Source organism: Nocardia sp. NPDC059240 (assembly GCF_042753865.1).
In the GTDB taxonomy this organism is placed as follows: Bacteria; Actinomycetota; Actinomycetes; order Mycobacteriales; family Mycobacteriaceae; genus Nocardia.
Genome location: NZ_JBHZAC010000008.1, coordinates 269,836 through 292,069 on the forward strand (window position 1 = coordinate 269,836; position 22,234 = coordinate 292,069).

The following is a 22,234-nucleotide window of genomic DNA, read 5'->3' on the forward strand; positions in this document are numbered from 1 at the left end:
GTCCTCGGTTCAGCGTCGGGGCCGGATAATCGCGATCGGCACCTCGGTGCCGTGCAACAGCGCGTGCCCCGTCGAGCCGAGGGCCATGCCGGGATAGCCGCGGGTGCCGTGACTGCCGATCATCAGCAGTTGGGCATCCGCGGTTGCCTCTGCCAGCACCCGCGCCGGATGACCCTCCACCACAACCGATTTCACGTCTACGCGGGGATGGGCCGCCAGGTTGGGGGCGAGCATTCCGGCCAGCAGGCCGACCGCGTCGGCATGGGTGTGGGTGTCGCTGTCACCCGACAGTTCCCAGGCGTGCACCACGATCAGCGGCACCGCGCGGCGTGCGGCTTCGTCGAAGGCGAATTCCAGGGCTCGGGCGCTGTGCGGGGAACCGTCGACGCCCGCGACGATCGGGCGGTCGGCGAGGGCGAGCGGATCGGGCGGGACGATGACGATCGGTCCCGCGGCCTCGCGGGCGACGCCGGTGCTGACCGAGCCGAGCAGGCTGCGGTGGTAGGCGCTCATACCGCGCACACCCACCACCAGATAGTGGGCCGTAGCAGCCAGTTCCGACAGGGCCGGGACGGCGGGGGCGTCGACGACGAAGGTGCTGATATCGGCGAGCGGCCGGTCCGCTGTGTGCCGCGCGATCTGCACCGCACTGTCGAGGGCGGCCTGGGCGGTTTCGCGTAATCGGTCGTGCAGCAGCCGGACCGGGCTCTCGTCCGGACCGGCTGCGGCGATCGGCGGGACCGCGAACACCAGGTGCAGCGGGGATCCGCGTAGGGCGGCGGCGACGGCTGCCCAGCGGACCGCGTGCAGTGCCGACTCCGAGGAATCGACCCCCACCACGATCGGGCGATCGGGACTGTCGGCAGGCACGGAATTCGCCTCCTTAACAGGGGGAACGGATGGCCCGATCCTACGAGTCCGGGTGGCGTGCACCCGGCGGCTCGCCGAGCGGGACATCGGCGGCGCATGGTCGAGGAATGGTGTCGGTTCGACGTCGGATCGGTGCAGACGCGGCCGGTCGGTTTCATCGATGGCCCTCGCCCGGCACACGCTGAGCACGGTCGTGAGACCCGGCGAAGGGAGACACGGTGGGAATGCGACGTCGTGAACTATTGCTCGGGATCGCCGGTGGCGTCGTCCTGGCCGGATGCGGCAGCGACAGCGAGAAACCCCGGCAGCCACCGAAACCCGCGACCATCCGCTTCGATCCCGGACCGGGCCCGGCCGAGGCCCGGAAACTGGGCGTGGTGACCGTCGCCGACGGCACCGTGACATCCGTCCAATGGATCGACGAAACGGGACGGCCGCTGCCCGGCACGGCGTCGCCGGACCGGCGCAGCTGGACCAGCTCCGAACCACTCGGCTACGGCCACACCTACACCGCGACCGCGGTGGCACACGGCGAGACCGGCGATGTCACCGCCACCGCCACCTGCACGACCGTCGAACCGGATCGGCTCGTCGATGTCTCGCTGCGCTCGGCGAATCTGAACGAGCTCTCCGAAAACGACACGTACGGTGTGGGTTTCGTGCTGGTCGCGCATTTCGACGAGGCCGTCGACCGGGTCGCGGCGCAACGCTGTCTACAGGTCGAGACCGTGCCCAAGACCACCGGCGCGTGGTATTGGCTCGACGACCGTAACGTGCACTGGCGACCCGAGCACTACCACGCCCCGGGAACCCGGATCACGGTGTCGGCCAACCTCTTCGGCGTCCAGCTCGGCGACGGCACGTACGGCCAACGCGACCAACGCGTTTCGGTGACGATCGGCCCCGCGCACGTCGCCATCGCCGATGATGACACCAAACAGATCCAGGTCTTCGACAACGGAAACCTGGTGCGCACCATGCCCACTTCGATGGGTATGGGCGGCACCGCCGTCATCGGCGGCCGCGTGCTCTCGTTCTGGACCCGTCCCGGCATCTACACCGTCCTGGACCGCAAGGACCCCGTCATCATGGACTCGGCCAGCTACGGCCTGCCCACCAACTCCGGCCTCGGCTACCGCACCAGCATCAATCACGCCGTGCGCATCAGCCACGACGGCATCTATGTGCACGAACTGGCCGCGAGCGTCTGGGCGCAGGGCAATACCGACGTCTCCCACGGCTGCCTCAACATCTCCCCCGACGACGCCGCCTGGTTCTACGACTTCGTCGTACCCGGCGACGTGGTCGAGGTCCGCAACACCGGCGGCGACCCCCTCGACATCTGGCAGAACGGCGACTGGTCCATCCCCTGGCCCGACTGGCTGCACGGCGGCAGTCTCGGCTGAGGCCGAATGCGAAACCTGCTGCAACAGAAGGTATATCGGGTTACAGCAGCGTATTGGCGGCGATGCCCGCCAAGCAACGCTCGACGACATCGGCGGGCGAGCCCGGAGCGTCGGAGGCGGCCCAGATTTCGGTGCCGAGACGCACGGCGGTGTTGGCCATCGCGGCGGTGAGGACCACGTCGAGGTCCCCGGGTGCGCGGCCGGTGCGGGCGGCGATGATGGGGACGAGTTGGGTCTCGGTGTCCTGTTGAATGCGCAGCCAGGTGGCGCGGAGGGCGGGGAGCTGGGTGGCGGCGCGGACCAGGGGGCGCAGGTCGGCTTCCGCGATGCCCTCGGCGGCCGCGGTGCGGGTGGTGGCGGTCCGATAGGAGTCGGCGAGGGCTTCGCGCAGCGGGATCTCGGCCGGCCAGGCGGACAATTCATCGGCCCAGGCCTGGCTGCCGATGGCGAGCAAGGGGGCGAGCACGTCCTCTTTCCCGGCGAAGTAGCGGTAGAAGGTGCGCAGACCCATGCCCGCCGCGGCGGCGATGTCCTCGACCGTGGTTGCGGTATAGCCGCTTTCGACGAACAGACGGGCGGCGGCCAGGGCCACGGTACGGCGGGTGGCCGCGCGGCGGGCCTCGGTGAGCGTGGGGCGGCCGGTGCGGGGCCTGTCGCTGGCGGCGCTGGTCATAGAGGCACTCTAGCCAAGGCCGAAACTATTTATGGCGCGGAGTGCCATTAACGGCATATCGTGTCAGTAAGTAGTTCCACCGATCAGGAAGTGATCCATGAACCGTCTCGAGCAGCGCCGCATTCTGGTCACCGGTGCCGGATCCGGCATCGGCCAGGCCACCGTTCTCCGCCTGCTGTCGGAAGGGGCGGTCGTCGCCGGCGCCGACGTCAATGCCGAGGGACTGGCGCTGACCCGCAAGCAGGCCGCCGAGGCGGGCACCGACTCGCGGCTCACCACCATCGAAATGAACATCGGCGCCGAGGACGAGGTGGTCGCCGGCGTGCGCAACGCCATCGAATCCCTCGGCGGGCTGGACGCGGTGGTGAACGCGGCGGGCATCCTGCGCGCGGCCCACACCCACGAGACCTCACTGGATCTGTGGAACCAGATCATCAACGTCAACCTCACCGGCACCTTCCTGGTGATCCGGGAAGCGCTGCCCGCGCTGCTGGCCAACCCGCGCAGCACCGTCGTGAACTTCAGTTCCACCTCGGCCAATTTCGCGCACCCCTACATGGCCGCGTACTCGGCGAGCAAGGGCGGCATCCAGACGCTGACCCACGTGCTGGCGCTGGAGTACGGCAAGCAGGGGCTGCGCGCGGTGAGCGTCGCCCCGGGCGGCATCAAGTCGGGCATCACCGACGCCACGCCCGGCTACCTCCCGCAGGATGCCGATTGGTCGCTGTTCGGGCGGCTGATCGCCGTACTGCCGCAGGACAATCCGGAGGAGCTGGCCGGGCCGGAGAACGTGGCCGGGGTGATCGCCATGCTGGTGTCGGATGACGGGCGCTTCATCAGCGGCACCGAAATCCGCATCGACGGCGCGGCCCACACGTAATCACTGTCGGTACGGCGTAGTCACCGCACGCAATGACGAAGGCCCCGATCGAGATTCGATCGGGGCCTTCGCGTCAGCGCGTCCGCGTCAGTTCGCGGCGCCCACCAGTTCGGCGGCACTGCCGCGCAGAATCGCGTCCGCGGTGCCCGCCGGCCACTCCAGCGCCGCATCGAGTTTGACCAGGACGTCCTCGGCGGGCGATTCCATCAGGCATCGTTCGATCTGACTGATCATGCCCGTGGACGGTCCGCCGTTCTTGGCCACATCGGCCTGCGTCCAACCGTTTTCGCGCCGCCGCGCCTTGACCCGCTCGGCCAGGGCCTTGATATCGGGCTCTCCGGCAGCCCCCGCCGCGACGGTCTCGACCACTACCGGCGCGACCTCTCGCGCCGCCACCGGTTCCGGATCCACCCGCTCCGCGACCTGCGCCCGATCCTTGCCGGACGTCAGCAGGCCCTGCGTAATGAGCCGGGACCGCTTCTTCCGGCCCATCTTCCCCATTTTCGCCATCCACCGCTCCTCGATCGCACTCAAAACCTTTGCCCAAACCCCGGCAAGGTTGCCACAGGTTCGCGATAAACCCGGGCCAAACCCGAACATCGGCGTGCCATCCGTGAGAAACGGTGGTGATTCCGATTTCCGCGACCCGAGGTCAGGTAGCTAATTGATTGCGCATGATTTGACCGCGAGCCCTTTATTGCAGTAAGACTGCATTATGCGTATTCGACTGCTCGCCGCCTGCACCCTCACGGTGGCGACCATGGCCGCCACCGCGGCCACCGCGCACGCGGACACCCCCGCCGACAGCGCACCACCTGCCGCCCCGACCCACGAACAAGCCCTCGCCGACCTCGGCAATGCCGTCACCCTCGGCACCGGCGCGGGCGCGATGGCGGGCACCGCGATCGGTCTCGGCGCGGGCTGCCTCATCGGCGGCGTGGTCGGCGGTGTCGGCGGCGCAGCCGTCAGCCTCGGAGTCCTCACCCTCCCCGGCGCGATCGGCGGCTGCCTGGTCACCGCCGCCGCGGTCGGAGCCATCGGCGCGGTCGCGGGCACGGTCCTGATCGGCGCACCCGTCGCCATCGCCGTCGGCGGCCCCGACCTGAACACCCTGCTCACACCTCAGGCGGGATAGCGAAAACCGCTCCCCCGGAATCGGTTACACCGGGGCGGCGGTGAGTTGGTCGCGGCGGGAACGGTATTCGCGACGCCAGCGCAGGAATCCGACGGTGACCATGACGAAGAAGATGCCGTAGACCGCGCCGGAGGCGTAGAGCCCGGACTTCAGAGCCAGCGGGACACCGACCAGGTCGACGAGCATCCAGATGATCCAGAAGTCGGTCAGGGTACGGCTCTGCGCGAAAGTCGCGATGGCGCTGCCGACGAAGACATAGGCGTTGGCCCACGGCGACCACGCGATGTGCAGCCACGACAGGTGACTGAACGCCTCGGCCACCAGGGCGGTACCCAGCGCGAGCACGGCCAGCAGGATCACGCGTTCGCGGCCGGAGGCCGGGCGCACCAACAACTCCCGATGGTCACGGGTACCCCGCCCCCAGGCCCACCAGCCGTAGCCCGCCAGCCCGATGAACAGCATCTGCTTGAGTGCATTGCCCGGCACATGCGCGTGGATCGACGCCGCCAGCAGCAACAGCGCACCCGCCAGCTGCACCGGCCACGTCCACATCGTCTTGCGCATGGCCAGCCACACCACCGCCAGCGACAGCATGTTGCCGATCGCATCGGTCCAGAGGATGTGCTCCCCGAGCAGGTCGAAAGCCGCGTTCACGCCGACCACCGTGCCATATGGGCGGATTCGCGGCGCGCCAGCGTCCCGGTGGATGCCCCGCGCATCCCTCCGATCGGCTCGGCGCGATGGGCGAGAACAACCTTCGCGAGAAGAACGACAACCACGCGACTCTCAACACCCGTCGCCGCCGCCGGAATTCCCGCCCCGGCCAGGCTCGAACGATTCCGCGTGCCGGGCGCCTCACACCATGACGCGTGCCAGCGCCTCACACGGTGACGTGCGCCGGGCTGCTCAAACGATGACGCGTGCCGGGTGCCTCACCCGATGATGCGTGCCGGGACGACGCGAAGAGGTGTGCCGGGGGCTGCACGATGACGTGCGCCGGGGCCTGCCCGATGACGTGCGCCGGACGGCGTGCGCGATTGTGTGCGCCGGGTGCGGTTCGGTGGCGCGAAATCCGGTGCGGGCGGTGATTCGTGGAGGATTTTCGTGGTCGGGGGCGGGTGGGGTGCCCGGTGGCGATCGCGTGGGTACGTTGGCGATCATGCGTACCGACAATGATTCCTGGGATATCAAGACCGGTGTCGGATCGACCGCGCTGTTCGTGGCGGCGGCCCGGGCGCTGGGTGGCCGTGACGCCGCCGCGCCGGCACACGACCCGTTGGCCGCGCTGTTCGTGCGCGCGGCGGGTGCGGAGTGGGTCGATCTGCTCGAGGGCCGCGCGCCCGATCATCCGCTGCTGACACCGGATTTCGGTGCGCAGTTCCAGCAGCATCAGATCGTGCGGACCCGCTACTTCGACGACTTCCTGGCCGCGGCCACCGCGGCGGGCATCCGGCAGGTGGTCATCCTGGCCGCCGGACTGGATTCGCGCGCCTACCGGCTGGCCTGGCCGGAGCAGACGGCCATTTACGAACTCGACCGCCCGCAGGTGCTGGCGTTCAAACGCGAGACGCTCGCCGCGGCCGGGCACCGGCCGGGCGCGGACCGCCGCGAGGTCGCGGTGGATCTGCGCGAGGATTGGCCGAAGGCGTTGCGCGAGAGCGGCTTCGATCCGGCCGCGCCGACCGCGTGGCTGGTCGAAGGACTGCTGATCTACCTGACCCCGGCCGCACAGGATCAGCTGTTCACCGCGATCGCCGCGCTCAGCGCGCCCGGCAGCCGGGTCGCGATCGAGCAGATGGATCCGCTGCCCGCCGAGGCGGTCGCCGCGATGTCCGGCGGTGACGATGCGGGATCGGAGTGGGTGAGCATGATCTACAACGAGCCGCGCACCGACGCCACCGCCTGGTTCGGCGCGCACGGCTGGAGCGGTGAGCGGATCTATCTCACCGACTATCTGGACCGCCTCGGGCAGGTCCCGGCGGCCGCGGGTCCCCAGCAGCAGTCGTTGATCAATCTCGTCACCGTGGTTCGCCCCGGGTAGCCCGAATGTTGTCCACCGAGTTGCTGCGCTCCCCCACCGTGCGCGGCAACTCGGCCCGCACCGTGTCTTGCCGCCCGGTGACCGCACAGACACCGCCCGAATCTCGTCCCGCCCCCGCCACTTTCGCGTCACGATTGCGACCCGATTGCCGGTAGGGTGTGGTGCAGTGCAGGAGCGGACCGGCGGCAGCACGTCCCCGGGCAGTGGAGAGGCGGCGGCGGTGGATCTCGGCGCGGAATCGAAAACGCCGAAAGATGAACTCCCGCAACCCCCTACCTTCGGTTCGGCCTTACGGCGACTGCGTGAGGAGCGCGGCCTGTCCCGCGAACGGCTCGCCTTCAACGCCGGGGTGAGCGCGAGCTACGTGACCAGCTTGGAGAAGGGCGACCGCGCGCACCCCACCCGCGAGGTGATCGAGGCGCTGCTGCGCTGTCTGGCCCGACTGGCCGAACTCGCGCCGGGCCAGCGCCGGCTGCTGTTCGATCTGGCCGGTCTGCCCGCCACCGAACTGCCCGACGTCGAGGACCTGCGCGCCGACCTGGGCCGCGGCATCCCGCGCGCGCTGGAACTCTACGAACCGCATCTGGCCGCCTACACCGACACCCGGCTCAATATCCTGTACTGCAATTCCAGCTTCGCCCAGGGGTTTCCGGGCCTGCGCGAGGACGGCAACCTGCTGCGCTGGATGCTCGGCAATCCCCTCGCGAAGCAGGCCCTGGTGGAATGGGAGCGCGAGGTCCGGATCTCGGTGCAGTGGCTGCACGGCTTCACCGCCGAGCACGCCGATCCGAGCTGGTCGGAGGAACTGCTGGCCGAGCTGGGCCGCTATCCGCTGTTCCGGGAGCTGTGGTCGACCACGCTGTCGCGCTACGAGCGCGCGCGGCCCATCATCCGGCTGCGCGATCCGAGCACCGGGCAGCAGATGTCGATCGTGGGCCAGCTGTTCGGCGTGCCCTCCACCAGCTATCCGGGCCGGATCCAGATCTTCCTCGGGCTGCGGATGTGATTCAGCGCGCGAGCGGCTGGTAGAACACCAGCCCATTGCCCTTGTTGTCGTAGACGACCGCGCGGCGTTCGTGCGCATCGTCGTAGGGTCCGCGCACGATGCCGCCACCACTGGCCTCGACCGCCTTGGCCGCGGCGTCGACGTCGGCGGTCTTGATGCCGACGACGACCTGACCGTGGATCGGGTGGTCGACGGCGGTGGCCAGGGCGAGCGTGATCGGGCCGCCGTCGAGCGCCGCGAAGTGCGTGCCGTCGCGGAACTTCACCGGCATGCCGAGCGTCTCGCCGTAGAACTTGATCGATTCGTCCAGGTCATCGGTGGACAGGATGATCATCTTCACTTCGTGGTCGCTCAAGGAAACCTCCTGTGGCCTTGTCGTTTCCGACTATCGACGTGCTGGTTCCGTCTTGACAGTAGCGGGCCGGAAGCTGAGGGCGACCAGGAAGGTCAGTGCCGCGATCCCCGCGGCCACCGCGAACACGACCGTCATACCGCCGACGAGGGCGTGCTGGGCGGTGCCGCCCGCGTCGCGCGCGGCGGTGCCGAAGATGGTGACCAGCACGGCCAGCCCCAGCGCCGCGCCGGTCTGCTGCAGGGTCTGCAGCGCACCACCCGCCGCGCCCGCCTCATGCGGTTCGACATTCGACATGATGACCACGTTGAGCGGCGAAACCGACAGTCCGATACCGCATCCCAGTAGCAGCATCGCCACGAACAGCAGCGGGAAGTAGCCGCTGTGCGCGGTCAGCGTGGTGAGCAGCGCGAGTCCGGTGCCCATCGACACCGCGCCGGTCATGGCCACCGGCCGGGGGCCGAAGCGCGCCAGCAGCCGCGGGATCAGCCGGACCATGGTGAACATCATCACGGCGGTCGGCAGGAACGCGAAACCGGTTGCCAGCGCGCTCAATCCGAGTACGTCCTGCAGGAACTGGGTGAGGAAGAAGAACATCGACAGGCCCGCCATCGGCACCAGGAACATATTGGCGTAGGCGGCGGCGCGATTGCGGTCGGTGAACAGTCGCAGCGGCAACAGTGGCTGGCGCGTACGGGATTCGATGGTCAGGAAGGTGATCAGCAGAGCCACGCCGACCGCCAGGCAGATATCGGTGATCGGGTTGCCCCAGCCGTGCGAGGCGGCGCTGATGAAGCCGTAGGCGAGGGTGGCCACCCCGGCGGTCGCCGTGACCGCGCCGGGCAGGTCGAGGTGATGGTCCGGTTCACGTTCCGCCGCAGGCAGATTCAGTAGCGCCAACACCACGACCACCAGCCCGAAGGGCACGTTGATGAACAGCACCGAGCGCCAGCTCAGCCATTCGGTCAGCAGGCCGCCGACGATGAGGCCGATGGCGAACCCGGCACTCGACATGCCCGAGAACCAGGCGAGCACCCGGACCCGCGCCTTGGGGTCCGGGAACGAAGTGGTCAGCAGCGCAAGGGTATTGGGGGCGGCCATGGCCCCGCCGATGCCCTGCAGCACCCGGGCGGCCAGCAGCCATCCGGCACTGGGCGCGAGTCCGCCCGCGAGCGAGGCGGCCGTAAACAGCGCCGCCCCGGCGATGAACAGGCTGCGGCGGCCGAACAGGTCACCGGCACGGCCGCCGAGCAGCAGCAGTCCGCCGAAGACCAGGCTGTAGGAGTTCATCACCCAGGACAGTCCGGTGGCGCTGAAGTGCAGGTCGGTCTGGATGCGCGGCAGCGCCACGTTCATCACGGTGATGTCCAGGACGATCATCAATTGGCAGGTCAGCAGGGTGGCGAGCACGATGCCGGATCGAAGTCCGCGCCGGGACGCCGGGTCGCGGGCCGTGACGACGGCAGCATCGGTCGAAAAAGAGGTCGACAAAGGAACGCTCCAGAAGAGGGAATCAAACGGAGGTATCCTCCGTTTCCGATAGAGCTATCATATGGAGGGTTCCTCCATTTACGCAAGCCTATCCGGAGGGTCCATCCGTTTTCTAGTGGAGGGTTCGTGGAAGCACCGTCGACGGGGAAGCCGATGCGCGCCGATGCGCGGAGGAACTACGAGCGGATCGTGACCACCGCACAGACCGCCTTCACCGAACTCGGCCCGGACGCACCGCTCGAGGAGATCGCGCGCCGGGCGGAGGTCGGCATCGGCACCCTCTACCGCCACTTCCCCAATCGCGAAGTACTCATCGAGGCCGTCTACCGCTCCAATATCGAGCAGTTGAGCGCTCGTGCCCGTGAGCTGCTCGAAACCGGTTCGGCGGAGACGGCTTTCGAACGCTGGCTGCGCGAGTACGTGGGCTGGGTGCGGCTCAATCGAGTGCTGGCCACCACCCTCAAGGCGGGCATGGACCGCCAGACGCCCACCTTCCAGCTGTGTCGCGCGGCCATCACCGAGGCGGCCACGCTCCTGCTGGACGCGGCCCGCGAGGTGCACGCGATCCGGCCCGATATCGAGCCGGCCGACCTGCTCCGATTCGGGCACGGCATCGGCGTCGCCTGCGAGGCAACCACTCCCGAGGCGACCGAGCGGATGATCTCGGTGACCATCGACGGCCTGCGCGCCCGGGGTTAGCGCGCGGGCGCGCTCAGCGCCCGCCAGATCTCGTCGATATAGGACTCCCAGGCCGCGGTGCCGGCGGGCAGCGCGCCCGGGGCGGTCCGCCAGAGCTGTCCGGTGCCCAGGTAGGTCGTGTACACCAGCACCGCGCGGTTGCGGGCCGCCCCGGAATCGAAGCCCAGGCGGACGAACAGTTCCGCCAGATAGTCGATGCGGCGGTTGGTGACTCGCGCCAGGACCGGCTCGACCAGCGGGTCGGTCGAACCGGCGAGGGTGACCGCGAGGTTCTCGTTCGGGTGCGACAGCGCGGTGCCCATCAGGGTTCGCAGGCCCGTGGCCGGGTCGGGCTCGGCGGCGATCAGCGCGATCACGGCCTCGGTCTCGTCGCGTTCCCAGCGTTCGAGGGCCGCACCCAGCAGCTCGTCCCGATTCGCGAAATGCCAGTAGGCACTGCCCTTGGTCGAATTCAGCCGGGCCGCAAGGGGTTCGATGGCCACCGCGGCCACGCCCCCCGCGGTCAGCGCCGCGAGTGCGGCGGTGATCCAGTCCTCACGATTGAGTCGTTGCCTCTTCTCCGCCACGGCTCCGTACGCTACCGTATGGAGTGGAACCATACGGTAGCGTACGGAAGTGGGCGGGTCGATGATCTGGAATATTCACCAACGAGAACTGCCGGTCCCGGCGAAGCAGGTGGGCGCTCTGCTCGACACGGTCGCCGAACCCGGAAATCCCCTGTGGCCCAGCCAGAATTGGCCCGCGCTGGTGCTGGACCGCCCGTTGCAGGTCGGCGCGGACGGCGGCCACGGCGACATTCGCTACAGCTGCACCGCCTACGAACCGGGTCGCGCCGTCGAATTCACCTTCGCGCCGAGCATGCCGTTCACCGGGGCGCACACCCTGGAGATCATCGACCGGGGCGAATCCGGTTGTGTGGTAAGGCATCTCCTCGTTGCGGAGGCGGACGGACCGCCCAGCTGGCTGCTGTGGACGTGTGCCATCCGCTGGCTGCACGACGCGGTGGTCGAGGAACTGCTCGACGGTGTGGCGACAGCGGCGGGTCAGCCACCGGCCCGGCCCACCAGCTGGTCACCGTGGGTGCGCGTGCTGCGGTTGGGATTCGGTCGGACCACCGACCCGATTCCCGTCGGCTGATCCGCGGTCACCGGTTGTAGGGCTGCTCCTGCACCCAGCTGAAACCGCGCTCCAGCAACGGGAACGACTTCGGGTCGAGCTGGTTGAAGTACGCGTGAATGCGATGTCCCGCATAGTCATCGGCGTCGATGACGAGTTTGCCGGGCCCCGGCCACCAGTAGCTCAGGCGAACGTGGACCGGGGTCTCGGCATAGGTGCCCAGCGCGATGCGGTGGTGCAGATCGATGAAATGCTTGCTGGGATCGATGGTGCCGCCGTAGATCTCGAAGGAGTCGTCCATGTGCTGGATGGTCAGCACCACCGGATCCGAGACATGGAACGGCCGATCGACAATGACCCGCCGCCAACGCAATTCATCCGTGAGCAGTGGATCGCGCGCATAACCCTCCGAGGAGAAGTGATCCACCTCGTAGATGCCGTACAGCTCCGGCGTCGGGTGCTGCCATTGCCGCCAGTTCTGCACGCCGGTCACCCCGAGCAGCACCAGGCCCGCGACCAGTTGCGCGATCAGCGCGATCCGGTTGGCACGCGCGGAAGCGAACAACGCGACCGGCCGCAGCGCGGGCGCGGCACGATCGGAGAACAACACCGCGTACACCCGGCGCGCATGCGGTGCCAGCAGGAACAAGCTCAGCAACAGAAACTGTGACGACACCGTCTTGAGCCGAATGTCGTAGGTCATGTTCAACAGGAACACCTGCGTCATATCCACCGCACACAACAGCGTCCCCGCCGTAGCCGCCCGCGGCACCACCAACAACACGCCCGCCAGCAATTCCGCGGCCCCCAAGGCGATCTCATACGGCTGCGACACACTCACCTGCGACCACAGCACCCCCTCGGGGCTGAAATTCCCGAAAGGCTCCACCAGCCGATTCAGTACGAACGGCATCTGCGTCGGAATCGCTTTCGCCATCCCGAAATAGAACATGGCGATCGCCAGCACGAACCGCAGCCCAAGCCGCGTCCAGGCATATAGCCTGGTGTAGCGAGGCCTGCGCCGATCCAGCGCCGACCAGACCGCCGTGGCGAGCAGAGCCGCCAACAGCACGAGAAACAGCGCGGTCCACTGGAACCCACTGTCACTACCCACCTGGGTACTGGTCGCCCGCAGCCCCAGCACATGGGTCGCCGTCCACTCGATCGGCGGCCGCGCCCACCCCAGCACGTGATGCACCGAAGCCCACCCCGTATCGACACCGATCCCCGCCAACAGAATCGGCACCAGCCCAACCACACCAACCAGCCCGAACAATCCGAAATAGCAAGCCCCGAAACGAAATCCGACCCGCGTCGCCAAGCTCCACGGCGACCCAGCCGTCTCAGCCTGCTCCGGCGTCTGCGGCACACCCGCCGCCTCGATCTCCCCGGCCTGCTCGTACGGTATCGGCGGATCCACCAACTCGGCCGATACGGCCTCCCTCACCTCGGTATCCGCCACCGCACCCTCCCACCTCGCCGCCAGTGCACCGACGGTAGGACAGCCCGCTTAACAGAGACCGGGTGCTTCGCTGAAGAAACGGACCGTCCCACAGGTCGAGGTGGCCTCGAGGGAAGCCCTGGCGCCCGTGGATCCGGTTGTCTTGCCGACCGGTCCACGGCTAAGTTGCCAGTGTCGGGGTCGGTGGGGTGATCGTGGTGCGATCGTCCCGGGCAGTCCTTTTCTTGGGGGTATGTTGTTCAGTCGAGTATCGATCGTGATCGTGGCGGCGGTCGTGGCGACGCTGATTGGGACGACCTGCGCGGCGGCACAGCCGACGGCCGGGCAGTCATCGACAATGCCGGGAACCGTGGTCGAATCGACACCACTATCGGGCGCGGAGTTGATTCCGCACGCGGGCAGCGGGTTTCGGATCATCTATCGCACCACCGGCCAGAGCGACACCTCCGAGGTCAGCGGAGGAATGGTTTATGTTCCCGAAGGCCAGCCGCCGGCCGGCGGTTGGCCGGTGGTGTCCTGGGGGCACGGCACCTCGGGGATGACCGAGGGCTGCGCGCCGAGCCGGACCGGCAATGTCATCGACGGAACCCTGGATCAGACGCCCGACCTGTCCCGGTTCCTCGCCGCCGGATATGCGGTCACCGCAAGCGATTACATCGGCCTCGGTGCGCCGGGCTACCACGAATACCTCGCCGGACGCGCCGAGGGGCACGCGGTGATCGATATCGTCCGGGCCGCGCGAGCACTAGCGCCCGAACTGTCCGCCTCGTATGTCACCTCGGGCCATTCGCAGGGCGGGCACGCGGCCCTGTTCGCCGCCTCGATGGCGGACGACTATGCGCCGGAACTGAATCTGCGAGGAGTCCTCGCGTTCGCGCCCGCATCGAACGTCGAACTGCTGCTGGGGTTGATGGGCCCGAACACTCCGGTCATCCCGCTGGTGAACGGCATCATGGTCAACGGCGTGCTGGCCATCGCCGGACTCGCACACGCGCGCCCAGACCTCCCGATCACCGACTACCTCACCGATAAAGGGCGCACCGCGGTCCGGACCGCGGAAACAAGCCCCGACTGCGACCTGGCCCCCGTCACACGCATGGTGCGCGGCCAACCACCCGGCGAGCTCCTGGCGAAACCATTGGCCGAACCGGTCTTCGAAGCCGCCCTGCGCGACTACCTCACCGTCCCAACGACGGGATACCGAGTGCCGATCCGCATCGCTCAGGGCGCCCTCGACGACATCATGCCGCTACCCGCCGCAATACTGCTCCAGCAACAACTGACAAGAGCCGGAACACAAGCGGACCTGCACACCTATCCCACCGCCACCCACAACAGCATCGTGTCGATCTCCGGACAGGACGGCCTCGACTTCCTACGCCAGACCTTGGGATGACACCAGCACGGCCCTGTCAGTTGCGGAGTTGGCGGAAGAAGGTGCGGATGTCGTCGGTGAACAGGTCGGGGACTTCGAAGGCGGGGAAGTGTCCGCCTTCGGTGTGGTCCCGGAAGAAGGCGACATTGTCGCCGGCGCCGAGGACTTTGCGGACGAAAGGGTCGCTGTAGAAGAGGGATTGGCCTTGGGGTACGGCCGAAGTGTCGCCCCAGCCGGGGTTTTCGGCGTGGGCCAGTTCCCAGTAGAAGTCGGCGGCTGCGGGGCCGGTGCGGGTGAACCAGTAGAGGCTGGCGGTGATCAGAACGTTGTCGCGACTGATCGGTGTCGCGGGGTTGGCCCACTCGACGAATTTTTCCGCGATCCAGGCCAGTTGCAGGATCGGGGAGTCGGCCAGGCCCGCCGACAGGGCGTTGGGCTCGGTGGAGTGCAGGACCTTGTAGCCCTTCATCTGTGACCAGGTGTATTGCGCTTGTTCGAGCTGCTTCAGCTCGTCGGGGTCGAGGTCGGCGGGAACTGGTAGATCCTCCCCGACCATGCCGACCTGAAGACGGTCACCATGGGTATGCGCGCCGATCACTCGCTCGGGCAGCAGCGTCGCCACCCGTCCGGTGACCCCGGCACCGAGGTCACCGCCCTCGACACCGAACCGTTCGTAGCCGAGCCGGGTCATCAACTCCCCGAACGCCAGCGCGGTCCGTTCCATGTTCCATCCGCGCGCCGAGAGCGGGCTGGAGAAGGTGAAGCCGGGCAGGGACGGGATGACCAGATGGAAGGCGTCGGCCGGGTCACCGCCGTGGGCGCGTGGATCGGTCAGGGGCCCGCTCGCAGCGAGGAATTCGACGAACGAGGTCGGGTAGCTGTGGTTGAGCAGCAGTGGGGTCGCGGTCGGTTCGGGAGATCGCAGGTGCAGGAAATGAATCCGCTGCCCGTCGATTTCGGTGACGAACTGCGGGTAGCGGTTCAGTTCGGCTTCGTGGGCGCGCCAATCGAACCCGTCGGCCCAGTAGGCGGCCAACTCGTGCAGGTAGTCCGGGGAGATGCCGTGGTCCCATCGCGCTCCGGTGCCGGGTACCGGGTACGGCGACCGGGTGCGGGCCAGGCGGTCACGCAGATCATCGAGCTCAACCTGCGGGATATCGATCCGGAAGGGAATGATGTCAGCGTTCATAACGACCAACCTAAGATTCCACCAGGTCGAAACCTGTCCTAATTGGTCCGGGTGCGATCGTGTCGACCACCACAGGTCAGCAGTGGATGGAGGGGTTGTCGGCGCGGATCCTCAGTTGGCCGGTGGACGGGCCGGTGAGGATCTGGATGAGCTGGCAGGGCTTGATTTGTTCGGGCGACAGGTTGCCGTCCGAGTTGGCCCAGGTTGTCTCGGGTGTGGTTTGCACGGTCAGCGATGCCCCGTCGCCGCGGCGGTAGGTCAGCGGCCCCGGGACGTGTCCGGACCATTCTTGCACTCGTCCGAACTCTGCTGCGAGAGAAGCTATTTCGGCCTTCTCGCCGCTCTTGATGTAGTCGAAGACGCCGTGGTAGGCAACCTTCAACAGCGTCGGGGTCTGGGTGGTGGTCGGCCAGATCACCGTTGCGGTCCCGGCTTGCGAGGCGATGGATACCTGTGTTCCCGGCGCTTGCTCGACCGTCAGATGGCATTGGTAGGCATCGGGATTCGTGATCGCGAAGGTGAGTTCGCGGGCGTCGCCGTTGCGGGTCACGGTGAGGGTGGTGGCTGTGGCGGCGCGCACGACTCCGCGGTCGAAGGCGAGTGAGCCGTAGCGCAGGGTGTCGAGGTCGGCGTGGAAGGTGGTGCGGTAGAACTGCTGGGACGGCTTTGCGTCGGAGGGTGCTTCCGTGCAGGTTGCCGGTGGTATCGGGGATGGTGCGGCGGGCAGCGATTCGATCGGGATCGGATGCGAATCCGGCTGGCCGGGCGCACATCCGAACAGCAGCAGGCCGCTCGCCGCCAGTGCCGCGACCGCCGCTTTCAACCCACGAGCTGCCCGGATCCCGTCAATCACCGGGCCGACGATAGGGAGCCGTCGCATACGACCGCATCCGTCGCCGCATCCGTCATCGATGGACCCGGCGGTCCGTCAGTTGTCGAGGCGCAGGGTTTCGCCGGCGGCGGTGAGGTTGTTCTCGACGCGGCGCAGCAGTCGTAGCAGGTCGTCGCGTTGGCGTTGCGACATGCCCTGGGTGAGAATGCCTTCCAGTTCCGACCAGGTGGATTCCACCTTCTCGCGCAGGGCGCGGCCGCCGTCGGTGAGCGAGACGATAGTGGCGCGGCGGTCGACCGGTGACGGGGTGCGGGCCAGCAGGCCCTGTTGTTCGAGGCTGCGCACGGTGCGGGTGACCGTGGACGGATCGAGTTTGAGCGCCTTGGCCAGATCGGCCTGCGACTGCCCGTCCTGATCCCAGAGCTGCATGAGCAGCAACTCCTGCCCGGCATAGAGCCCGAGCCGGCGCAGCAGCGCGGAGGTGACCAGCCAATAGGCGCGGTTCATGTGGACAACCATCTGGTTGAGCTCGCCGGCTCCCGCTCGAATAGTTGACATGCCATTCAGTATATGGGCCGTGACCGGCGACTATCCGGGGCCGTCTTGCATATTAGTTGGTATGCCATCAATAATCATTGGTATAGCAACTATCTGCGTGGAGGATTGCCGACATGGCCGACACAAGCGAATCGATCGAGGCACTGGACATGCCACCCGCACCGGAGCATCCCTCGCGGCGCTGGTGGGCACTGGCCGTGCTCGGCATCGCCCAGCTGATGGTCGCGCTGGACGTGACGGTCATGAACGTCGCGCTGCCCGCGGCACAGCACGAGCTCGGCTTCGCCGATGTGGACCGGCAGTGGGTCATGACCGGCTACGCCCTCACCTTCGGCAGCCTGCTGCTGCTCGGCGGGCGACTCGGTGATCTGCTGGGCCGCCGCCGGGCCCTGGTGATCGGCCTGCTGGGCTTCGGAATCGCCTCGGCCGTCGGCGGACTGGCCCCGAACTTCGTCACGCTGGTCGCCGCGCGGATCGGACAGGGACTCTTCGGCGCGCTACTCGCGCCCGCAGCCCTCGCGCTGGTCGCCGTCACTTTCACGGACGCGACCGAACGGGCCAAGGCCTACGGCCTGTTCAGCGCGATTTCCGCGATCGGCGGGGCGATCGGATTACTGCTCGGCGGCGCGCTCACCGAATGGGCTTCCTGGCGTTGGGCGCTCTACATCAATCTGGCGTTCGCCGTCGTCGGCATCCTCGGCGCGCTACTGACCCTGCCCCGTGAAACCCCCACGCAGCGGCCACGACTCGATATCCCGGGCGTGCTGCTCATCAGCGCGGGCCTGTTCGGCGTGGTCGGCGGCTTCTCGCGGGCGACCGACCACGGCTGGGGCAATCCGGTGACCGTCGGTCTGCTGTGCGCGGGTGTCGTGCTGGTACTGGCCTTCGCGGCCTGGCAGGCCCGCGCCACCGATCCCCTGCTGCCGCCGCGCGTGGTGCTCGATCCCGCCCGCGCCGGTTCGTATCTGGCGGTGGCGTTGATCGCGGTGGGCATGTTCGCGGTGTTCCTTTTCTTCATCTACTACCTGCAGACGATCCTCGGCTACTCCCCGTTGAAGGCCGGTGTCGCGTTCATGCCGATGGTCACCACCACCATCGTCTCGGCCGCCGCGGCCGTGCCGTTGTTGCAACGCATCGGCGCGAAAATCACTGTCGCACTGGGCTTCGCGACCTCGGCGGCCGGCATGGTGTGGCTCACCGGCGCCGGACCCGACAGCACCTACGCCGCACATCTGCTGCCCGGCTTGACCGTCTTGGGCCTGGGTATCGGCGCGGTGATGTCGGTCGCCTTCCAGGGCGCGACCGCCGGTGTCGACAACCGTGACGCCGGAGCGGCTTCCGCGTTGGTGAACGCGGTCATGCAGGTCGGCGGTTCACTCGGCATCGCCGTACTGACCACGGTCGCCACCGACGCGACCCGCACCTACGCGACCACCCACGCCCCCTCACCCACCCTGCTAGCGCAAGCCCAGGTACACGGCTACACCACCACCTTCTGGTGGGCCGCCTGCATCTTCCTGATCGGCGGACTACTGGTGACCGCCCTGATCCCCGCCTTCCTCCCCAAACCCCCGGCGGGCACACCGATCATGGCGCACTGACCCGGGCCCGGTGGACCTGACGCTCGATCAGGAACAACGGAAACGCGACACTGATCGCAACAACGAAGGTCAGCACGATGTAAACCCACAGCCTCCGCATCCCGAGCCGCCGACTCTCCACCACCATGAACACCACCGCCACCAGCGCGACCACCACCAGGTCCACGGCACTGAAAGTGCTTGCCGGAGTAGCGAACAAATCCCGCCCGGCATCACCCATCGACCCGCCCCGCGCAAGCTGCGTAATCAACGTCCACTGCGTCCCGACCAACGCCCCCACCGCCAGCACTCCATATACCGCGATCAGCGCAGTATCCCCACGGCTCAGCCGCGCACTCACCCTCACCTGCTCGGTTGCATTCGACATCCCGACCTCCTGCCTGAACCGTGCCACCACCCGACCCCTACATTCAACACACCGACCACCCCGCCAGGAGTTGCCCGAATCTTTCGATCGCGCGAACTCGGTGCGTTGTCAGCGCCTTTCCAGGCCCCGATACCAGCAGAGCCGAGCTCAGGAATAGAGGCCGGCTATCTCGGCGGCATACCTCTGTGTGATGACCGCGCGCCTGAGTGAAAGCTTCGCGGTCAACTCCCCACCCTCCTGGGTCCACTCCTCCACGAGCACCCGAATCCTCCTGATCGACTCGGCCTTCGAGACCTCGCTATTGGTTTCCGCCACGGCCGCATCGATTTCCGCGATCAGTCCCGGATGATCCAGCAATTCCGCCAGGTGCACATGGATATTCACGCCGTGACGTCGGCGCCAGTCCTGCAGCGCCTCGCGGTCGATGGTCACCAACGCCGCGACGAACGGTTGACCGTCACCGACCACCATGCACTGGCCGATCAGCGGATGCGCGCGCAGAGCGTCCTCGAGCGGCCCCGGCGAAACGTTCTTGCCCCCGGCGGTCACCAGAATCTCCTTCTTACGACCGGTGATAGTGACGAAACCGTCCCGGTCGATCGCCCCGAGATCGCCGGTGCGGAACCATTCCCCCTCGAAGGCGTCCCGATTCGCCTGTTCGTCACGCCAATAGCCGGGAAACACCACCGATCCCTTCACCAGCAGTTCACCGTCCGCGGCAACGCGCACCGCATTGCCGTCGATCGGCTTTCCCACACTGCCGATCCGCAGATGAGCGAGTGTGTTCACTGTGATGGCGGCGCTGGTTTCGGTGAGGCCGTATCCCTCGAAGATCGTGATGCCCACCCCGCGGAAGAAATGACCCAGCCGCTCCCCCAGCGGTCCGCCACCCGAAACCGTGTACCGGCAGCGACCGCCGAGCGCCGCCCGCAGCTTGGTGTAGACCAGTCGATCGAACACCGAGTGCCGAAGGCGCAACCACCATCCGGCGTCGCCGTCGTCCAGCGCCCGGCTCCAGTCGATAGCCGTGGCGGCGGCCCGGTCGAAGAGCCATCCCTTACCGGACTCGTGCGCACGCTGCTCGGCCGCGTTGTAGACCTTCTCGAAGACCCGCGGCACTGCCAGTACGAAATCCGGCTGATACGAAATGAATTGCTCGCCGAGGGTGGACCAGTCCGCCGTGTGGGCGACCGTCACCCGCTCCATCAACGCCAACACCGACAAGCAGCGCGCGAACACGTGGGCCAGCGGTAGGAACATCAGTGTCCGCTGCCCCGGCTGCAGCACCCCGCTCATCGCGATTCCGCCGGAGCGCGCCACGGCCAGCAGGTTCGCGTGCGTGAGCACCACCCCTTTCGGCCGGCCCGACGTCCCGGAGGTGTAGATCAGTGTGGCCGGTGACGCCGCGGTCAGACCGGCCGTACGTTCCCGTAATTCCCGGTCGTCGATCTCGGCGCCCCGCGCCACCAGTTCGTCGATCGCGCCCTGATCGATCCGAAGCGTCTCCGCCAGTACAGGAGTCGTGATGTGGGCCACCACGGCAGCATGCTGTGCGGTTTCGACGACCAGCAATCTGGTCCCGGAGTCCGCGAGAATCCAACGCGCCTGATCGCTCGCCGACGCATCGTAGATGGCGACCGTGCACGCTCCCGCCGCCCAGATCGCGAAGTCCAGGAGCACCCACTCGTAGCGGGTGGATGCCATGATCGCGACCCGATCTCCCGTCTCGATGCCCGAGGCGATCAATCCCTTGGCCACTGCCTCGACGTGCTGTGCGAACCGCTCCGCCGTCACCTCGCGCCGACCGCCGGCAACCGGGATCTGGAAAGCGACGAATTCCGGTGCCGTACACGCCAATTCCTCGATGATTCCGGCCAGCGTCTGCGTCGGGCGCACGGAATACGTTGCCGCTGTTTCGACTTCGCGTCGGACCACTGCCGTCATCACACCAATCCCTCTGCCCGCGTTGTCGGGCCGCACGCCGCTGGTTCGGTTCGCCCAACGTGAGGCGATACCCGCCCGGCCACAGTATGCCGACGACCACGACAGCGCCCGGGGAAATGCCGGCGCCCAACGTCGCCATAGGAGTGAGCCCCGTGCCGTGGGACTTGATCTTGCGTGAAAGGCTGGAGGCACGATCGGGGGAAGCGAAAGGACCATTGCCATGCCTGCCCCTACAGCCGAATCCGCCACCGACTCGCCGCGCGCACGGTTCGGGTTGGGGACAGCGGCGGTGGGGAGGCCGGGGTACATCACGCTTGGGCGGGAGGTTGATCTGCCGGGTGAGCGGACTGTGGAGGAGATGCGGGGGCGGACGCACGAGTTGCTCGATGCTGCTTGGGCGGCGGGGGTGCGGTACTTCGATACCGCGCGGTCCTATGGGCGGGCGGAGGAGTTTGTCGGGGAATGGTTGGCGGGGCGGGCCGATCACGCTGCGGAGGTGATGGTCGGCAGCAAATGGGGTTACACCTATACCGCCGATTGGCGGGCCTCGGGGGTGCCGGTGCATGAGGTCAAGGAACATACGGTGGCCGTGTTCGACCGGCAGATACAAGAGACTCGCGCCCGGTTGGGGAAGCATCTGGACGTCTATCTGGTGCATTCGGTGACGCCCGGCAGCCCGGCCCTGACCGACCCCGAGCTGCATGCGAGGTTGGCGGGGCTGGCCGCGGAAGGGGTCCGGGTCGGACTGTCGACGAGCGGGCCCGCGCAGTCGCAGGTGGTGCGGGCGGCGTTGGAGGTCACCGTGGATGGCCGACCGTTGTTCGCGGCGGTGCAGTCGACCTGGAATCTGCTCGAGCCGTCCGCGGGATCGGCGCTGGCCGAGGCGCATTCGGCGGGATGGCTGATCGTGGTGAAGGAGGCCATGGCCAACGGGCGTCTCGCCGACCGCAATGCCACCGGCCCGGACACCGCCGTGCTGCGGACCGTGTCCGATCGGATCGGCGCGGGCCGCGATGCGCTGGCGCTGGCCGCGGCCGCCGCGCAACCGTGGGCCGACATCGTGCTCTCGGGTGCCGCGACAGCAGAGCAGCTGGCCTCCAACCTGACCGCCGCCGAAATCGCTCTCACCAGCGACGATCTGGCCGAGCTCAGCGTCCTCACCGAACCCGCCGAAGCGTTTTGGCGCATTCGCGCCGAATTGCCCTGGGCCTGACCCGATCCGGACACCCGCGCTGAC

23 protein-coding genes are annotated in these 22,234 nt (G+C 67.7%); 10 read left to right on the plus strand and 13 right to left on the minus strand.

The window, feature by feature from the left end; translation table 11 throughout:
• Window positions 1-9: 9 nt before the first annotated feature.
• Complete coding sequence (locus ACFXHA_RS28710) at window positions 10-870, minus strand: universal stress protein (protein WP_379362086.1); 861 nt, start codon at window positions 868-870, stop codon at window positions 10-12.
• 224 nt (window positions 871-1,094) lie between these two features.
• Here ACFXHA_RS28710 and ACFXHA_RS28715 point away from each other — a divergent pair, with 224 nt between their 5' ends.
• Window positions 1,095-2,276 carry an Ig-like domain-containing protein gene (locus tag ACFXHA_RS28715; protein ID WP_379362305.1) on the plus strand — a complete coding sequence of 394 codons (1,182 nt, stop codon included), beginning with the start codon at window positions 1,095-1,097 and terminating at the stop codon, window positions 2,274-2,276.
• Between the two features lie 40 nt (window positions 2,277-2,316).
• Here the strand turns inward: ACFXHA_RS28715 and ACFXHA_RS28720 are convergent, their stop codons facing one another.
• Window positions 2,317-2,949, minus strand: a complete 633-nt coding sequence (locus ACFXHA_RS28720; RefSeq protein ID WP_379362087.1) for a TetR/AcrR family transcriptional regulator — start codon at window positions 2,947-2,949, stop codon at window positions 2,317-2,319.
• A gap of 97 nt (window positions 2,950-3,046) precedes the next feature.
• On the opposite strand from ACFXHA_RS28720, the gene ACFXHA_RS28725 reads away from it, so the two are divergent.
• The gene (locus ACFXHA_RS28725; RefSeq protein ID WP_379362088.1) at window positions 3,047-3,829 is read left to right on the plus strand and encodes an SDR family NAD(P)-dependent oxidoreductase; all 783 of its coding nucleotides are present in this window, start codon (window positions 3,047-3,049) and stop codon (window positions 3,827-3,829) included.
• An 87-nt stretch (window positions 3,830-3,916) separates the two neighbouring features.
• Here ACFXHA_RS28725 and ACFXHA_RS28730 read toward each other — a convergent pair whose 3' ends face one another.
• Window positions 3,917-4,339, minus strand: coding sequence for a helix-turn-helix domain-containing protein (locus tag ACFXHA_RS28730; RefSeq protein ID WP_379362089.1), 423 nt, complete (start codon window positions 4,337-4,339; stop codon window positions 3,917-3,919).
• A gap of 205 nt (window positions 4,340-4,544) precedes the next feature.
• Between ACFXHA_RS28730 and ACFXHA_RS28735 the strand changes: the two genes are divergently transcribed.
• Window positions 4,545-4,964 (plus strand): hypothetical protein, encoded by a 420-nt coding sequence (locus tag ACFXHA_RS28735; RefSeq protein WP_379362090.1) that lies wholly within the window; start codon window positions 4,545-4,547, stop codon window positions 4,962-4,964.
• Window positions 4,965-4,988: 24 nt separating this feature from the next.
• On the opposite strand, the gene ACFXHA_RS28740 is transcribed toward ACFXHA_RS28735, so the two are convergent.
• Window positions 4,989-5,618 carry a nicotinamide riboside transporter PnuC gene (locus tag ACFXHA_RS28740; protein WP_379362091.1) on the minus strand — a complete coding sequence of 210 codons (630 nt, stop codon included), beginning with the start codon at window positions 5,616-5,618 and terminating at the stop codon, window positions 4,989-4,991.
• Window positions 5,619-6,123: 505 nt separating this feature from the next.
• Here ACFXHA_RS28740 and ACFXHA_RS28745 point away from each other — a divergent pair.
• Both ACFXHA_RS28745 and ACFXHA_RS28750 read left to right on the plus strand, forming a co-directional pair.
• Window positions 6,124-7,005 (plus strand): SAM-dependent methyltransferase, encoded by an 882-nt coding sequence (locus ACFXHA_RS28745; protein ID WP_379362092.1) that lies wholly within the window; start codon window positions 6,124-6,126, stop codon window positions 7,003-7,005.
• A 166-nt stretch (window positions 7,006-7,171) separates the two neighbouring features.
• Window positions 7,172-8,011, plus strand: coding sequence for a helix-turn-helix domain-containing protein (locus ACFXHA_RS28750; protein ID WP_379362093.1), 840 nt, complete (start codon window positions 7,172-7,174; stop codon window positions 8,009-8,011).
• 1 nt (window position 8,012) lies between these two features.
• On the opposite strand, the gene ACFXHA_RS28755 is transcribed toward ACFXHA_RS28750, so the two are convergent.
• Window positions 8,013-8,366 (minus strand): VOC family protein, encoded by a 354-nt coding sequence (locus ACFXHA_RS28755; RefSeq protein WP_379362094.1) that lies wholly within the window; start codon window positions 8,364-8,366, stop codon window positions 8,013-8,015.
• Window positions 8,367-8,396: 30 nt separating this feature from the next.
• A complete protein-coding gene (locus ACFXHA_RS28760; protein WP_379362095.1) occupies window positions 8,397-9,854 on the minus strand; it encodes an MFS transporter in 1,458 nt (485 codons plus the stop codon).
• Between the two features lie 126 nt (window positions 9,855-9,980).
• Here ACFXHA_RS28760 and ACFXHA_RS28765 point away from each other — a divergent pair, with 126 nt between their 5' ends.
• On the plus strand, window positions 9,981-10,553 hold the full coding sequence (locus tag ACFXHA_RS28765; RefSeq protein WP_379362096.1) for a TetR/AcrR family transcriptional regulator: 573 nt from the start codon (window positions 9,981-9,983) through the stop codon (window positions 10,551-10,553).
• Here the strand turns inward: ACFXHA_RS28765 and ACFXHA_RS28770 are convergent.
• Window positions 10,550-11,119, minus strand: a complete 570-nt coding sequence (locus ACFXHA_RS28770; RefSeq protein ID WP_379362097.1) for a TetR/AcrR family transcriptional regulator — start codon at window positions 11,117-11,119, stop codon at window positions 10,550-10,552. The two genes, ACFXHA_RS28765 and ACFXHA_RS28770, sit on opposite strands and share 4 nt — an antisense overlap.
• A gap of 49 nt (window positions 11,120-11,168) precedes the next feature.
• Between ACFXHA_RS28770 and ACFXHA_RS28775 the strand changes: the two genes are divergently transcribed.
• Window positions 11,169-11,690 carry an SRPBCC family protein gene (locus tag ACFXHA_RS28775; RefSeq protein WP_379362098.1) on the plus strand — a complete coding sequence of 174 codons (522 nt, stop codon included), beginning with the start codon at window positions 11,169-11,171 and terminating at the stop codon, window positions 11,688-11,690.
• Window positions 11,691-11,697: 7 nt separating this feature from the next.
• On the opposite strand, the gene ACFXHA_RS28780 is transcribed toward ACFXHA_RS28775, so the two are convergent.
• Complete coding sequence (locus tag ACFXHA_RS28780; protein ID WP_379362306.1) at window positions 11,698-13,116, minus strand: DoxX family protein; 1,419 nt, start codon at window positions 13,114-13,116, stop codon at window positions 11,698-11,700.
• 247 nt (window positions 13,117-13,363) lie between these two features.
• Here ACFXHA_RS28780 and ACFXHA_RS28785 point away from each other — a divergent pair, with 247 nt between their 5' ends.
• Window positions 13,364-14,527 carry a lipase family protein gene (locus ACFXHA_RS28785; RefSeq protein WP_379362099.1) on the plus strand — a complete coding sequence of 388 codons (1,164 nt, stop codon included), beginning with the start codon at window positions 13,364-13,366 and terminating at the stop codon, window positions 14,525-14,527.
• 16 nt (window positions 14,528-14,543) lie between these two features.
• On the opposite strand, the gene ACFXHA_RS28790 is transcribed toward ACFXHA_RS28785, so the two are convergent.
• From ACFXHA_RS28790 to ACFXHA_RS28800, 3 genes are all read right to left on the minus strand, one after another.
• Entirely contained in the window at window positions 14,544-15,695 is a 1,152-nt protein-coding gene (locus ACFXHA_RS28790; RefSeq protein ID WP_379362100.1) for an epoxide hydrolase family protein, read from the minus strand.
• A gap of 76 nt (window positions 15,696-15,771) precedes the next feature.
• Window positions 15,772-16,548, minus strand: coding sequence for a hypothetical protein (locus tag ACFXHA_RS28795; protein WP_379362101.1), 777 nt, complete (start codon window positions 16,546-16,548; stop codon window positions 15,772-15,774).
• A 75-nt stretch (window positions 16,549-16,623) separates the two neighbouring features.
• Window positions 16,624-17,085, minus strand: coding sequence for a MarR family winged helix-turn-helix transcriptional regulator (locus tag ACFXHA_RS28800; protein WP_379362102.1), 462 nt, complete (start codon window positions 17,083-17,085; stop codon window positions 16,624-16,626).
• A 113-nt stretch (window positions 17,086-17,198) separates the two neighbouring features.
• Between ACFXHA_RS28800 and ACFXHA_RS28805 the strand changes: the two genes are divergently transcribed.
• Window positions 17,199-18,686 carry an MFS transporter gene (locus ACFXHA_RS28805; protein WP_379362103.1) on the plus strand — a complete coding sequence of 496 codons (1,488 nt, stop codon included), beginning with the start codon at window positions 17,199-17,201 and terminating at the stop codon, window positions 18,684-18,686.
• Here the strand turns inward: ACFXHA_RS28805 and ACFXHA_RS28810 are convergent.
• Window positions 18,673-19,053 (minus strand): DUF2834 domain-containing protein, encoded by a 381-nt coding sequence (locus ACFXHA_RS28810; protein ID WP_379362104.1) that lies wholly within the window; start codon window positions 19,051-19,053, stop codon window positions 18,673-18,675. The genes ACFXHA_RS28805 and ACFXHA_RS28810 overlap by 14 nt on opposite strands.
• Window positions 19,054-19,200: 147 nt before the next feature.
• Window positions 19,201-20,997 carry an AMP-dependent synthetase/ligase gene (locus ACFXHA_RS28815; protein ID WP_379362105.1) on the minus strand — a complete coding sequence of 599 codons (1,797 nt, stop codon included), beginning with the start codon at window positions 20,995-20,997 and terminating at the stop codon, window positions 19,201-19,203.
• A gap of 220 nt (window positions 20,998-21,217) precedes the next feature.
• Here ACFXHA_RS28815 and ACFXHA_RS28820 point away from each other — a divergent pair, with 220 nt between their 5' ends.
• The gene (locus ACFXHA_RS28820; protein WP_379362106.1) at window positions 21,218-22,210 is read left to right on the plus strand and encodes an aldo/keto reductase; all 993 of its coding nucleotides are present in this window, start codon (window positions 21,218-21,220) and stop codon (window positions 22,208-22,210) included.
• Window positions 22,211-22,234 lie beyond the last annotated feature (24 nt).

What these genes read in the sequence shown, in the direction of transcription:
- ACFXHA_RS28715 (WP_379362305.1), top strand. Translation starts at nt 1,095, where the DNA reads ATGCGACGTCGTGAACTATTGCTCGGGATCGCCGGTGGCGTCGTCCTG.
- ACFXHA_RS28720 (WP_379362087.1), bottom strand. Translation starts at nt 2,949, where the DNA reads ATGACCAGCGCCGCCAGCGACAGGCCCCGCACCGGCCGCCCCACGCTC.
- ACFXHA_RS28725 (WP_379362088.1), top strand. Translation starts at nt 3,047, where the DNA reads ATGAACCGTCTCGAGCAGCGCCGCATTCTGGTCACCGGTGCCGGATCC.
- ACFXHA_RS28730 (WP_379362089.1), bottom strand. Translation starts at nt 4,339, where the DNA reads ATGGCGAAAATGGGGAAGATGGGCCGGAAGAAGCGGTCCCGGCTCATT.
- ACFXHA_RS28735 (WP_379362090.1), top strand. Translation starts at nt 4,545, where the DNA reads ATGCGTATTCGACTGCTCGCCGCCTGCACCCTCACGGTGGCGACCATG.
- ACFXHA_RS28745 (WP_379362092.1), top strand. Translation starts at nt 6,124, where the DNA reads ATGCGTACCGACAATGATTCCTGGGATATCAAGACCGGTGTCGGATCG.
- ACFXHA_RS28785 (WP_379362099.1), top strand. Translation starts at nt 13,364, where the DNA reads ATGTTGTTCAGTCGAGTATCGATCGTGATCGTGGCGGCGGTCGTGGCG.
- ACFXHA_RS28790 (WP_379362100.1), bottom strand. Translation starts at nt 15,695, where the DNA reads ATGAACGCTGACATCATTCCCTTCCGGATCGATATCCCGCAGGTTGAG.
- ACFXHA_RS28800 (WP_379362102.1), bottom strand. Translation starts at nt 17,085, where the DNA reads ATGTCAACTATTCGAGCGGGAGCCGGCGAGCTCAACCAGATGGTTGTC.
- ACFXHA_RS28805 (WP_379362103.1), top strand. Translation starts at nt 17,199, where the DNA reads ATGGCCGACACAAGCGAATCGATCGAGGCACTGGACATGCCACCCGCA.
- ACFXHA_RS28810 (WP_379362104.1), bottom strand. Translation starts at nt 19,053, where the DNA reads ATGTCGAATGCAACCGAGCAGGTGAGGGTGAGTGCGCGGCTGAGCCGT.
- ACFXHA_RS28815 (WP_379362105.1), bottom strand. Translation starts at nt 20,997, where the DNA reads ATGACGGCAGTGGTCCGACGCGAAGTCGAAACAGCGGCAACGTATTCC.
- ACFXHA_RS28820 (WP_379362106.1), top strand. Translation starts at nt 21,218, where the DNA reads ATGCCTGCCCCTACAGCCGAATCCGCCACCGACTCGCCGCGCGCACGG.